General features: G+C 37.7%; 15 protein-coding genes and 1 other annotated feature. Of the genes, 10 read left to right on the forward strand and 5 right to left on the reverse strand.

Going from position 1 to position 12,254, the window contains the following annotated elements:
• The first annotated feature begins 35 nt into the window (after positions 1-35).
• The 4 genes from ACFQIC_RS13185 (at position 36) to moaD (ending at position 1,619) form a co-directional block, all read left to right on the forward strand.
• Positions 36-347, forward strand: a complete 312-nt coding sequence (locus tag ACFQIC_RS13185) for a metal-sulfur cluster assembly factor (protein WP_204710517.1) — start codon at positions 36-38, stop codon at positions 345-347.
• 61 nt (positions 348-408) lie between these two features.
• Complete coding sequence (mobB, locus tag ACFQIC_RS13190; RefSeq protein ID WP_204710519.1) at positions 409-918, forward strand: molybdopterin-guanine dinucleotide biosynthesis protein B; 510 nt, start codon at positions 409-411, stop codon at positions 916-918.
• 3 nt (positions 919-921) lie between these two features.
• Positions 922-1,389: a molybdenum cofactor biosynthesis protein MoaE gene (locus ACFQIC_RS13195; protein WP_204710521.1), complete on the forward strand. Its 468-nt coding sequence runs from the start codon at positions 922-924 to the stop codon at positions 1,387-1,389.
• Positions 1,383-1,619, forward strand: a complete 237-nt coding sequence (gene moaD / locus ACFQIC_RS13200) for a molybdopterin converting factor subunit 1 (RefSeq protein ID WP_390217197.1) — start codon at positions 1,383-1,385, stop codon at positions 1,617-1,619. Before ACFQIC_RS13195 ends, moaD begins: the two co-directional genes overlap by 7 nt.
• Before the next feature lie 134 nt (positions 1,620-1,753).
• Here the strand turns inward: moaD and ACFQIC_RS13205 are convergent, their stop codons facing one another.
• Positions 1,754-2,557: an undecaprenyl-diphosphate phosphatase gene (locus ACFQIC_RS13205; RefSeq protein WP_204710525.1), complete on the reverse strand. Its 804-nt coding sequence runs from the start codon at positions 2,555-2,557 to the stop codon at positions 1,754-1,756.
• A 182-nt stretch (positions 2,558-2,739) separates the two neighbouring features.
• Positions 2,740-2,913: a DUF2929 family protein gene (locus tag ACFQIC_RS13210; protein ID WP_204710527.1), complete on the reverse strand. Its 174-nt coding sequence runs from the start codon at positions 2,911-2,913 to the stop codon at positions 2,740-2,742.
• Between the two features lie 219 nt (positions 2,914-3,132).
• Here ACFQIC_RS13210 and ACFQIC_RS13215 point away from each other — a divergent pair, with 219 nt between their 5' ends.
• The 4 genes from ACFQIC_RS13215 (at position 3,133) to fabF (ending at position 7,298) form a co-directional block, all read left to right on the forward strand.
• Positions 3,133-3,684 carry a hypothetical protein gene (locus ACFQIC_RS13215; protein WP_204710529.1) on the forward strand — a complete coding sequence of 184 codons (552 nt, stop codon included), beginning with the start codon at positions 3,133-3,135 and terminating at the stop codon, positions 3,682-3,684.
• Positions 3,685-3,750: 66 nt separating this feature from the next.
• Positions 3,751-4,704, forward strand: a complete 954-nt coding sequence (locus ACFQIC_RS13220; RefSeq protein ID WP_390217200.1) for a BMP family ABC transporter substrate-binding protein — start codon at positions 3,751-3,753, stop codon at positions 4,702-4,704.
• A gap of 398 nt (positions 4,705-5,102) precedes the next feature.
• A complete protein-coding gene (locus ACFQIC_RS13225; RefSeq protein ID WP_204710531.1) occupies positions 5,103-6,035 on the forward strand; it encodes a beta-ketoacyl-ACP synthase III in 933 nt (310 codons plus the stop codon).
• A gap of 18 nt (positions 6,036-6,053) precedes the next feature.
• Positions 6,054-7,298, forward strand: a complete 1,245-nt coding sequence (fabF, locus tag ACFQIC_RS13230) for a beta-ketoacyl-ACP synthase II (RefSeq protein ID WP_204710533.1) — start codon at positions 6,054-6,056, stop codon at positions 7,296-7,298.
• Between the two features lie 882 nt (positions 7,299-8,180).
• On the opposite strand, the gene ACFQIC_RS13235 is transcribed toward fabF, so the two are convergent.
• Complete coding sequence (locus tag ACFQIC_RS13235) at positions 8,181-9,164, reverse strand: LCP family protein (RefSeq protein ID WP_204710535.1); 984 nt, start codon at positions 9,162-9,164, stop codon at positions 8,181-8,183.
• 159 nt (positions 9,165-9,323) lie between these two features.
• Between ACFQIC_RS13235 and ACFQIC_RS13240 the strand changes: the two genes are divergently transcribed.
• On the forward strand, positions 9,324-9,524 hold the full coding sequence (locus ACFQIC_RS13240; RefSeq protein WP_204710537.1) for a hypothetical protein: 201 nt from the start codon (positions 9,324-9,326) through the stop codon (positions 9,522-9,524).
• An 89-nt stretch (positions 9,525-9,613) separates the two neighbouring features.
• Positions 9,614-10,375, forward strand: coding sequence for a DUF3603 family protein (locus ACFQIC_RS13245; protein ID WP_204710539.1), 762 nt, complete (start codon positions 9,614-9,616; stop codon positions 10,373-10,375).
• A gap of 31 nt (positions 10,376-10,406) precedes the next feature.
• Here the strand turns inward: ACFQIC_RS13245 and trpS are convergent, their stop codons facing one another.
• A complete protein-coding gene (trpS, locus tag ACFQIC_RS13250) occupies positions 10,407-11,405 on the reverse strand; it encodes a tryptophan--tRNA ligase (protein WP_204710541.1) in 999 nt (332 codons plus the stop codon).
• Between the two features lie 58 nt (positions 11,406-11,463).
• Positions 11,464-11,653, reverse strand: a binding site (T-box leader).
• A 58-nt stretch (positions 11,654-11,711) separates the two neighbouring features.
• Positions 11,712-12,080, reverse strand: coding sequence for a DUF3899 domain-containing protein (locus ACFQIC_RS13255; RefSeq protein ID WP_204710543.1), 369 nt, complete (start codon positions 12,078-12,080; stop codon positions 11,712-11,714).
• Positions 12,081-12,254: the final 174 nt, after the last annotated feature.

Here is a 12,254-nt window from a genome sequence, read left to right on the forward strand (position 1 = left end):
AATAGAGAGTGAACAAATGAGAAGGGGGTACTGTTATGGATACTGCACTTGAAGAAAATGTTATGGGCGCCCTTGAAAATGTAATTGACCCTGAACTAGGTATTGATATCGTTAACTTAGGTCTTGTTTATGGATCTGACATGGACGATAATGGCAATACAACAGTGACAATGACATTAACAGCCATGGGTTGTCCATTAGCTGGTCAAATTGAACAAGATGTTAAACGTTGCCTTGCCGACCTGCCAGAGGTTAACGAAGTAACGGTTAATATTGTTTGGAATCCACCTTGGACGAAGGATCGCATGAGTCGTTATGCGAAAATTGCACTAGGTATTCCAGATTGATAAGCAAAAAAGCCCCTCCTTATCGGCAGGGGCTTTTTATAGTTAGAAAGGACGATCACCAATGGGTCAACCGGCTATTTTTCAAATCGTGGGATATAAAAATAGTGGAAAAACAACTCTGCTAAGTGAATTAATTCGCTATGGGAATGCTAAAGGAAATCAGGTTGCAGTCATTAAACATCATGGACATCGAACACCTTTAAAGCCTATGAAAACATCTACAGATAGTGATTACCTCCATCAATGCGGATCTTTGATCACCACCGTGACAAGCCCCGATTCACTACAATTACAGATAAATAAAGAACTTCCGTTAGTACGTATTATAGAGTGGTACAAAATGTTAGAGCCAGATGTCATCTTTATAGAAGGCTATAAACAGGAAAATTACCATAAAACTGTTATTATAAAAGATAAAGAAGATATAGAGTTACTAAAGTTAACAAAAATACAAATGGTATTTACTTGGGATGAAAACTTAATACCAAACCTAGCTGTTCCAGTCTATAATATCCATCATTGGAAAGAGCACATCGATGAGATTTATTCAACAATTGAGGGAGGAAATTAATATATGGAGAAGCTTTTTCAAATAATAGAAGAACCGATTTCCATTGAAAAAACAGTAGGACTCGTTTCCAGGCGAGACGCTGGTGCGATCAATACGTTTATCGGTACAGTACGTGAATTTACGAAGGGGAAACGTACATTATACTTAGAATATCAAGCTTACCAATCAATGGCCGAAGCAAAATTAGCTGAGATAGGTAATGAGATTATAGACCAATGGCCGGATAGTAAAGTAGCTATCACTCACAGGGTCGGACGATTAGACATAGAAGATATTGCGGTTGTCATTGCTATCTCGACTCCTCATCGTGCTGATTCCTATGAAGCAAGCCGCTATGCCATAGAACGGACTAAAGAAATAGTTCCAATTTGGAAAAAAGAACATTGGGAAGACGGGGAAGAATGGATCGGGAATCAGACTGAAACGAAGTCTTTTGTATCAGGAAAACCAGAAGAGGGGGATATGTGTTGAATAAAATTTTATTTTTTGCCGAGTTGCAGGAAAAAATCGGGAAAGAGTCTGTAGAGATAGATGTTACTGGGAAAACAGTTAAACAGGTGAAAGAGCTGATGGATTCGGAACACGGTTTAGTGAAGGTCCATGATGCGATGACCGCTATTAATGAAGAATTCGCCACGAGTGATATGGTGATTGAAAAAGATGATGTTGTAGCGTTTATCCCGCCAGTTAGTGGGGGGTAAGAAAAAAAATTATCCTCTAACAAAAAGTAGTTCAGTTTTAGAGTACAAACATCCACCTTGTACCCTCTAACTGAACTACTTTTATTATATGAATGAGGTCGTATAATCTTATTCATATCACAATAACATTCAAATTATAAGAACATCCAAACGAGGCCACCTACGACAAAACAGTATAGTGCAAAATATTTTAAATTTCCGTTAGCCATAACGTTCATAAACCATTTCAATGAAAAGTAAGTCGCTACAATAGATGCTAAGAAAGCCACGAGATAACTTGGCCACATGGTGGAAATGTCAACTAACAACTCATCAACCGACAGTAGCATCGTCCCTAAGCTCACTGGGATATACAATAAGAACGAAAACCTTAAGGCTGTCTCTTGTTTCATACCTAAAAGCATCGCAGCAACAATCGTTGCTCCTGATCGGCTAATTCCTGGAATCAATGCCACAGCTTGAGAAAGTCCTACGATTAAGGCATCCTTCCAAGTTAACATACCATCACTTTTAAGCCCACGTATATTTCGTATCACCCAAAGAGCAAGTCCGGTTATTATTAAGGTAATGCCAACGGTTTCCGTACCTTTTAAGCTATCAAATACATCGCTAAATAAGATCCCAATAACCCCAGCAGGAATTGTTCCTATAATTAAATATACAATAAAGTCAAAATCATCTTTTTGCCGAGAATCCTTTGTCATCAAAAATCCGATCCCATTTCGGATTAGACGAAGGATGTCTTCCCGATAAATAATTAAAACGGCAATCAGTGAACCAAAATTGACTAAAACTTCAAATCCATATCCTTTTAAATCTAAGTCCATTAATTTTTGAACAATGACTAAATGCCCACTCGAAGAAATGGGAATAGGTTCAGTAAACCCTTGAAAAATTCCTAGAAAAAGATACTTTAAAATCAACCATAATTCTTCCATTATAACTTGTCCCCCTTGATTGAACTCACGAAATAATACAGTTCGTTGTTTCCTTTTCATATATGTACGATAATTAAATATTTCTCATCACATGTTACAGTCGATTAATTAAAAATTATCTCCCTTATACCATAAAAAAACGCTGCTAACTTAAAAAAGGTTAGCAACGTTTTTTTTGAGTGTTAGGCTTCTTCGTTAATAGCACCTTCACCAAGTACAATTGCGGCAACGCTAAATAGAATTGTCATAATCACAACCTGAAGGGTAGAAAATTCTGCTCCTCCCATGTTGCTAACAACATATGCTGTCATAAAACTTAATAGAAAGGCCCATAAGACAGCCCAAATTATCCGCATAGTTACTCACCTCATTTTTTACACATTCTTCATTTATTCTACCAGAAGGTTCATAAAAAATAAATATGGAATCGCTTCAACTTTAATTATTTTGCAGATCAAGCTGAAGGCTTCTATCAAATAGGAAGTACACTGATACTGGAAGTTCTTTTTATCTAGCATGATTATTTAGGACAACGAATAAAATAAAAGAAAAGCGTAGAATGGGGGGGCATTCGAATGGTTGTCGTTTTATTCAACTGTTTTCACTGGGTTGGGTACCATTTAACGAGACAACTACTTCACAATGGTCATGAAGTTGTTGGTGTAGATTTGATTGATGATACCAAGAAGGAACAACTCTATATGTATGTAGGTCGTAATAGTCATTTTCAACACTTTAACACAATTGAGGAGCGTTTTAATCATAGCCACCATTCAAAAGATGAACCTAAGTTTCTTATCTCAGACGAAGCAATTAAAGTGGAATATGAAGACTATTCTTCAGATGATATTCTAATAAAATTCCCACCTTTATTCGGAGAATTTATGGATATGGAAGAAAAAGAAATTGACACGGTTGATGATTTAAAGATATGGATTTTGAACAATGGTGCAGTTTATATAGAAGACTTTTTAGAAGCAATTATTCATCATTTAGAAAATGGAGAATTACGGTTACAACAGGATGTTTTTCAGAATACTAGTAGAGAAGAGCAACCTCCAGAAGTATTAGAACGAATTTGGATGGTGCATAAAAACTTTAGCTTACCATCAAATAAATTTCTATAAATATTTACTTATAGAAAAAGATCCCTATAATATAAGGAAAGATAAATTTATAGGGGTGTACGTTTTGTGAAATTATATAAATTATTAAGTATTATTTTAATAATGATCATGACTGGATGTCAGCACAAGCCTGTTTTCGGTCAACAAGATAAGGCTGGGATGCTCGTCGAGACGAATATAAATGATCAAGCGTGGGGGCAACAGGGATATAAAGGGTTAAAAGCTATACAAGAAAAATTTGATATGGATGTTTATTTTAAAGAAGGCGTTCAGACCCTTCAGGGGACAAGAGATGCTGTAAATGAATTAGTTGATCAAGGTGTTACTGTCATATTTGGCCATAGCAGTCTGTATAGCAATCATTTTAAGCAAATCCATAAGGAATATTTAGATGTCCAATTTATATATTTTAATGGGGGATTTACTGCAGAAAATGTGACCAGTCTGAATTTTAGTTCAGATGCTATGGGGTTTTTTGGTGGAATGGTTGCTGGAGAAATGACAAAATCAAATCGTATTGGTTTAATTGCATCGTTTGAATGGCAGCCTGAAGTCGAAGGATTTTATGCTGGAGTTAAGCATCAAAACCCTGAGGCGAAAATCGAGTTAAGTTATACTAACGATTGGGGAGCTGTAGAAAAAGCTCTTTCTTCTTATGAAACAATGAATAGAAAGGGAGCGGATGTATTTTATCCAGCGGGTGACAGTTTTAACATCCCAATTATAGAAAAGGCGCAAGCGGATGGAAATTATGCGATTGGTTATGTGAAAGATCAATCGCATGTGGCTGAACGTACAGTGTTAACAAGCACAGTGCAACGTCTTGATCATGTGTATGTGTCAGCCATGGAGCGTTTTCTTGACGATGATCTTCCTGGCAAACCTCTGACCTTTGATTTTCAAGAGAATGCTATTGAGTTGGGCGAGTATAGTCCAGCTGTACCATCAGATCAGAGAGAAAGGGTCGAAAAAGCTGTCAAAACGTATAAAAACTCAGGTAAATTACCTAATGAACTTTAAAACAAAAGGGTTTATTTAAAACGGTCGTTTTTAAGGTTACAAACATTAAATAAAAACGAAGCAGTCCAGTTCACATATAAATTGGGCTGCTTCTTTTTGTTGATTTATAAAGGTTGTAGATAGTTGTAACAGCATCATGGTTCCGTTTTAGAAGCAGTGAAAAGGGTATCAATGGAAAGCGATCAGAAATTTCCATCCAATCAACAAATCCCTTTTAGACAATATGTTTCCTGATAAGGGACCAGTCCATTTTAAACAGCTTACTTATCGATAAAGTGTCAAGCAATTCTAGTATATTTGGTCGAACACCATGACTTGCGGAAACCTTACTAATGAATTAAAATTAGTACCAAGTCATAAGATTTGATATAAGATATTACCTTTAAGGGGATGAATATATGAATGCTGGAATCATCGGTACAGGTCACTATGCACCTGAGAAAGTATTAACAAACAAAGATATGGAAAAAATTGTTGATACAAGTGATGAATGGATTCGTACACGTACAGGTATTGAGGAGAGACGTATAGCAGAAGATGATATGGATACGTCTGACATGGCATTTCGTGCAGCACAAAATGCATTAGAAGAAGCGGAAATCACCGCAGAGGAACTTGATTTAATTCTTGTTGCGACAGTAACACCCGATAAACCATTTCCGTCCGTAGCAACCATGCTGCAGGACAGATTAGGTGCTAGAAAAGTAGCTTCTATGGATATAAGTGCAGCTTGTGCTGGCTTTATGTATGGCGTGATTACGGCGAAGCAATATATTGAAACAGGAGCTTATAAAAATGTGCTTGTTGTTGGTGTCGAGAAGCTTTCTAAAATTACCAACTGGGAAGATCGTAACACGTGTGTGTTATTTGGAGATGCCGCTGGAGCAGCTGTGATTGGTCCTGTAAGTGATGATAAAGGAATTCTTTCATTTGAACTCGGTGCGGATGGAAGTGGCGGCCCTCATTTATACCAAGAAGACTACCTTCATATGAACGGACGAGAGGTTTTCAAATTTGCAGTCCGTCAAATGCCGGAATCATCAGTAAACGTAGTTAAAAAGATCGGATTAAAAGAAGAGGATGTAGACTATTTAATTCCTCATCAGGCAAACATTAGGATTATGGAAGCAGCTAGAGAGCGCTTAGGGATTCCGATAGAGAAAATGTCTGTTAAAGTGAATAAATATGGAAATACGTCTTCGGCTTCCATTCCGCTTGCTATGTCAGAAGATGTCAAAGAAGGTAAAATTAAAGATAATGATCTTGTTGTACTCGTCGGATTCGGCGGTGGCCTTACTTGGGGTGCCGTTGCACTTAGATGGGGAAAGTAATCAAGGAGGAATAGTGTAATGGAAAAACGTCGTGTCGTAATTACCGGAATGGGAGCTGTTACACCAGTCGGTAATTCGGTGGAAGAAATGTGGAACAGTATTAAATCCGGTGTATCCGGAGTTGGCGAAATTACAAAAGTTAATAAAGAAGAATATCCTGTGCATGTAGCTGCAGAGTTAAAGGATTTTGATCTGACAGGATATGTTGATCGTAAAAGTGCACGCCACATGGACCCATTTGTACAATATGCAATGGTTGCTTCTCATATGGCTGTTGAAGATGCTGGTCTTGAAATCAATGAAGATAATGCTGCACGTACGGGTGTTTGGATTGGATCTGGAATCGGTGGAATGAACACGTATGAATCCCAGTTTGAAGTCTTTCAGAAGAAAGGCTACCGTCGTGTGAGTCCATTTTTTATTCCGATGATTATTCCTGATATGGCAGCAGGACAAGTGTCCATTGCTTTTGGGGCTAAAGGTATTAACTCTTGTACAGTCACAGCTTGTGCTTCCGGTTCGAACTCCATTGGCGATGCATTTAAAGTGATTCAGCGTGGGGACGCTGATGCAATGATAACAGGGGGAAGTGAAGCACCGATGAATAAAATGTCATTTGCGGGCTTTGCTTCAGCACGTGCACTATCACTTAATGAAGACCCTCATACGGCTAGCCGTCCGTTCGACAGTAACCGTGATGGTTTCGTAATGGGTGAAGGTGCTGGAATTCTTGTCATTGAGTCACTTGAATCCGCCCAGAAACGCGGAGCCAAGATTTATGGAGAACTAACGGGGTATGGATCGACGGGAGATGCCCACCATGTGACTTCACCTGCACCGGAAGGGGAAGGTGCTCACCGTGCTATGACTGAGGCGTTGCATGATGCTGGAATTGATCCGGATACTGTGGACTATTTAAATGCCCACGGTACTTCAACTGATCTTAACGATAAATTTGAAACAATCGCTACAAAATCTGTTTTTAAAGAACATGCATACAAACTACCGATATCTTCTACAAAATCAATGACGGGCCACTTACTTGGTGCTGCTGGTGCTATAGAAGCGATCATCTCTTTAAAAGCTATTAATGAAGGAATTATTCCACCAACGATCAACTATGAAACTCCAGACCCAGAATGTGATCTTGATTATGTACCGAATGAAGCAAGATCTCAAGAAGTCAACACAGTAATGAGTAACTCATTAGGCTTCGGCGGTCATAATGCGTCACTTATTTTCCAAAAGTTTATTGGAGAATGATTAAAAAGTGAGCCATAGTTATAATAAGTAGTTCCGTTTCGGTGGAGAAACATACGAAATAGCATACTAAGTAAGAGACCAAATCGCATATGATTTGGTCTCTTACTTTTCCCTGATAATTCAAGTGTTATGGGATATTAACACTTGAATTATCATACAAAATCGCACGTGCTAATTACTATGTTAATTGGTAAAAAATAATTGAAGAGTCTGTGAAGGATTGTCCTTAAACTAACAGAGCAGTACTGTTAAAGACTCGATTCCGAGATAATGGTGTGGAGAAAGGGGCGGTGGGGAAGGAGTCGCTTTCCGTGGGCGTGCGCTGAGCCTCCTCAGGCTGGCGCCTTCCGGGGTCTCATCTAACCCGCGTATCCCACAGGAGTCTCCCCCTTCCCCACCGCCCCTTGCCGTATGTTTCTATCGGAATCGTGCCATTCTACCGTTACTGTTAAAGTATGAGGTATCTGTTATATCTATTGAGCTACTTAGATAAGTAGGTGAAAAACTTGGTATGGCTAGGAGCTTAACTGGCGTGTATGCCTACCCTCACCACCTCTCTTTGTAAGACCGTTTCCAAATTTACATTACAGGTTAATTTGATGTCCTAAGTGGCGTTTCAATGGCAATATTCACACAGCACCCCGATTTTCATAAAAAGGTTTCCCATCCCCCATTCTTCGATGAAAAGTAACGGAACCGCCATTCTTTTATTCCACAGTCAGTGGCTTTAGTTTAACAAGAAAAAACGCTTGGATATTAAAATCCAAGCGTTTATTTTTGTGCTATTTATACTGTTATTTATGGTGATAAACACACTGTGTTTTAAAGTTTTCTCCACGGTATCGGAACTACTTAATATACTTAAGAGATCTCTTATATTCATTATCCAAGGAATTCTTGCAGTACCTTAGCGCTTTCCTCTTCATCATGTTCGAGGACTAAACCAATAGGATATGGCTTACGCTCGTTCCAATAATTATCATCTTCAGGTAGACTTAAGGTATCAATATTATTAACTGGATTTAAAATCATATCTTTTCCTAAATCTAAAATCTTTCCACTGCCAACATTCGTATCAATATAAGGCTGTATTGTACCAACTAACCTTGGAGCTTTCATTACTCCGTTAATAGAAACAAGCTCATCTTTTAGCAGTTTAATCACTTCTTGCTGTCGTTCTACACGTCCGAAATCACCTTGTGCATCACTCCGAAACCTTGCATAACCAAGCAGTTCTTCACCATCTAGATTATGTTTACCCTCTTTTAAGTTAATGTTTGTATCTCCAGATTGATAATGCATGTCTTTTTGAATGTCTACTTCTACACCATCAGGAGCTAGTGTATTGGCAATATGAGTAAACCCGTTAAAATCGATGATTGAGTAGTATTCTATATCAATACCGAAGTTCTCTTTAATCGTTTGGCGCATAAGTTCAGGTCCACCAATCGCAAAAGCGGCATTTATTTTGTTATCGCCATGTCCTGGTATTTCAACATAAGTGTCACGCATGATAGAGGCAAGTTTTGCTGTATCACCATTTTCGTCATATTGAGCAATCATGATCGTATCTGAACGTGATGTTTCATCGTCTCGTTGGTCAACACCTAATAGAAGTACATTCGTCTTCCCATTATTGTTACTGACACCATTAAATTCATCTTTATATTTACTAGATGTCTCATCGAGAGTGACGTTACTTCCATCATCACCAGATACTTTTCCTTGAGATTCCTGTTTACCCATCATATATTCATACCCTGTATAACTTAGAACAGTAATAAACATAAGAAAAATAATTGCTATAAAAATCCTCTTTTTACGCTTTCGTTTGCGTCTGGTGCGTAAAGAGCGTTTGGCTGCCATTTGAATAATCATCCTTTCTATCAAAAAGCTCCTTTATTAAATTTACCTGTTAATAGCTATGAAGTAAAGGGGAATTATGTAGGAATAAGGCGTATTTTACGTGACATTTATATTTTTTTCCTACATATACTAAATTAAGCTTTATGAGGGGGACAAGCTATGTGGCATTGGCTTCTATTATTAGTAGGATTTGGTTTCTCAGTGGCAGGAGGAACCGTAACCATTACTTATCTAAATCTTGTCCCCGCTGGACTAACGTGGGTAGAATTTCTCTTGCTCATTAAATCAAGGCCAGAATGCTATCTATTTCCTGTCGGCATGACTGTTATCGTGATTTCACTTTTATTTATGAAGGATTAATTTACTAAATGATGGATCTTAAGAATAAAAAACCCAACATTGGTCATAATGTAACCTAAAGAGTCCAGGTAAGAAAGCGAGGTTACGTTATGTTATATATGCATGATTTATGGGTGAATTGGTTCGAAGGAGAAGAGAATGGTTATAGTGTTTGTCAATTTCATGAGTGGCGTAAGGAAGACGGAATTGAATTAGTTGACCAGATTCCATTATTATTGATCGATGATCACTTATTTCACTTTATTGAAAATGATCTTCAAGAACTGCCTAAATCCTTACTCGAAGATATTTATAGACGGACTTATATGAAGAAAAACCAGGAACGTACTACAATTGATTACGCAGCAGTGGTTACCAATGGAAAAGCAGTTCTAGTTTTTGATACGTTAGGATATTCACTTCCCGTCAAAAAAAGCAGGCTTATTCCAAGGCAGGAACGTCTCGTATTTGATATGGTAGAAGGAAAGCGACCATCTTATTATGAGATAGATAACCCTGTCCCTAAAGAATATCATATCCTATCATTATCACCAGAAAATATGGCAGGGCTCACCCGTAGGGAAAGACAGTTAAAGCAGCTTCTCATGATGGCTCTTGATCAATTGAGACATTCGGATCATCCTGAAGAAGTAGGGTATTGGTTGACCGAATGGGATCCATCTCAATATGAGTTTATTAAGGAATTAACGACTGAATCGTCCTGGCAGCAACTTTATTATGGGACATTAGAAGGCTGGAGCAAGCAACATGAGGAGCTGTGCGGAAAATTAATTAAAGGTCAGCCTTTCTTTGAAACCATGTGGCAATCAGAAAATCAAACAGATTCCAAGCATATAAAAAGCCAGAATTGAGCATTCGCGCTCAATTCTGGCTTTTCCTTGTCTATTTCTTCTTCTTCACTCGACCTAAGCCCATAGCTTTCTTGGCTTTAGCTAGCATTTTATCAGCCTTGAGGGAAGCATCCTGAGCTCCTTCATCTAAAATGTCATCTAATTCATTAGATTCAATCAGTTCCTTATAACGTTCTTGAATAGGTTTTAACACGCTAATAACAGACTCTGCCACACCTATTTTAAAGTCGCCATATCCTTTTCCTTCATACTTATTCTCGAGATCTGCAATGGTATGGCCTGTACAAATGGATTCAATCGTAAGCAAATTGGTAACACCAGGTTTATTTTCTTTATCGTATTTTACAATACCTTCCGAATCAGTTACCGCACTTTTGATCTTTTTCAAGATTTTATTTTCTTCATCTAGCATGGAAATAAAAGCTTTTTGATTGGCATCTGATTTACTCATTTTTTTTGTTGGATCTTGAAGGGACATAATTCTTGCGCCTTCTTTAGGGATGCGTACTTCTGGAATTGTAAAGATATCATTGTACTTATTATTGAATCTTTGGGCTAGATTGCGTGTTAATTCCAAGTGTTGCTTCTGATCATCACCAACAGGAACGATGTCAGTCTGATAGAGCAAAATATCTGATGCCATTAGGGGAGGATAGGTTAATAATCCGGAGGAAACAGCATCCTTCCCATCTGTAGATTTGTCTTTGAACTGGGTCATACGTTCGAGTTCCCCTATATAACTGACGCACTGCAACATCCATCCTAGTTGAGTGTGTGCAGGTACTTCAGACTGAATAAATAAAGTCGAACGATTCGTGTCGATTCCCGATGCAAGGTATAATGCAGCTAGTGATTTAATGTTTTCTCGTAGCTTTAACCTGTCTTGGGAGACCGTGATCGCGTGCTCATCAACAATACAGAAGTAACACTTGTAATCATCTTGTAGATCAACAAAGTGTTTCATTGCTCCCAAATAATTTCCTAGTGTTAATGTGCCACTAGGTTGAATACCTGAAAAGATTGTTTTCATATCCATCCGCCTCTCAAATTTTTCATATAAAAAAGAACCAATCGTTCCCCTCCAAAATGGAAGGGACGATTGGTTCGCGGTGCCACCCTTGTTACTTTTTTAATAAAGTCAGCTCGAATCGTTAACGCCGAATATACGTATCTGCTCCAAAGCCCCAATTCATTTTATTGCGCTTAACTGTTCACAGCATCCACAGTCTTTCTGAAAAGCGTCATAATAAAACTACTTCACTTTATCCACACAGTTGATTATATAAATTCTTGAACAAAGTATAGTTGATTGTCATAGGGATTGCAAGCATGTCTCTTAATTATAATAAAAGGTTAATAAAACAAGCAATCCAATGAGTAAAACAATACCTTGAAACAGAAAAAAATGCATAAACTTCTTTTTGAACATCTGAGAGGGAAGAGGTTTCTCTTCAAAATCATCCATATAGTCACCATTATTCGAGATTCGGTTCGTTACTTTTCGGAAACTATAAGTAATAGCGTCAAAAAAACCACCTTTAATGATCCATAGAAATAATCCAATACTTATATAGAAAAAACTAAAATAGAATAAGAAGTCAATTAGTGTGACTAAGTCAAATGTAGAAGCGGTTAAAATAATGAAAGCAACTATAAAAAAGAGATTTAATACAACGAACCCCCATTTATTTCGTACAAAACCCAATACTGACACATCCTTAAAGATCATACAATCAGTAATAATTATAACACGCAAGAGAAGACAAAACATATTCTTGTTTTTCAAATAATATCTGAAAATTCATTCATCACATGATCATGCACTACTTATACAATGGGGATAGACGAGAAGACTTCTCCTAATAATAGTTTTATAATA

The sequence above is a fragment of the Halobacillus seohaensis genome (assembly GCF_042663045.1).
GTDB lineage: Bacteria > Bacillota > Bacilli > Bacillales > Halobacillaceae > Halobacillus_A > Halobacillus_A seohaensis.

Excerpts from the sequence above, each read along its gene's own strand:
- ACFQIC_RS13185 (WP_204710517.1), top strand. The coding sequence starts at position 36 with ATGGATACTGCACTTGAAGAAAATGTTATGGGCGCCCTTGAAAATGTA.
- mobB (WP_204710519.1), top strand. The coding sequence starts at position 409 with ATGGGTCAACCGGCTATTTTTCAAATCGTGGGATATAAAAATAGTGGA.
- ACFQIC_RS13195 (WP_204710521.1), top strand. The coding sequence starts at position 922 with ATGGAGAAGCTTTTTCAAATAATAGAAGAACCGATTTCCATTGAAAAA.
- ACFQIC_RS13205 (WP_204710525.1), bottom strand. The coding sequence starts at position 2,557 with ATGGAAGAATTATGGTTGATTTTAAAGTATCTTTTTCTAGGAATTTTT.
- ACFQIC_RS13210 (WP_204710527.1), bottom strand. The coding sequence starts at position 2,913 with ATGCGGATAATTTGGGCTGTCTTATGGGCCTTTCTATTAAGTTTTATG.
- ACFQIC_RS13215 (WP_204710529.1), top strand. The coding sequence starts at position 3,133 with ATGGTTGTCGTTTTATTCAACTGTTTTCACTGGGTTGGGTACCATTTA.
- ACFQIC_RS13225 (WP_204710531.1), top strand. The coding sequence starts at position 5,103 with ATGAATGCTGGAATCATCGGTACAGGTCACTATGCACCTGAGAAAGTA.
- fabF (WP_204710533.1), top strand. The coding sequence starts at position 6,054 with ATGGAAAAACGTCGTGTCGTAATTACCGGAATGGGAGCTGTTACACCA.
- ACFQIC_RS13235 (WP_204710535.1), bottom strand. The coding sequence starts at position 9,164 with ATGGCAGCCAAACGCTCTTTACGCACCAGACGCAAACGAAAGCGTAAA.
- ACFQIC_RS13240 (WP_204710537.1), top strand. The coding sequence starts at position 9,324 with ATGTGGCATTGGCTTCTATTATTAGTAGGATTTGGTTTCTCAGTGGCA.
- ACFQIC_RS13245 (WP_204710539.1), top strand. The coding sequence starts at position 9,614 with ATGTTATATATGCATGATTTATGGGTGAATTGGTTCGAAGGAGAAGAG.
- trpS (WP_204710541.1), bottom strand. The coding sequence starts at position 11,405 with ATGAAAACAATCTTTTCAGGTATTCAACCTAGTGGCACATTAACACTA.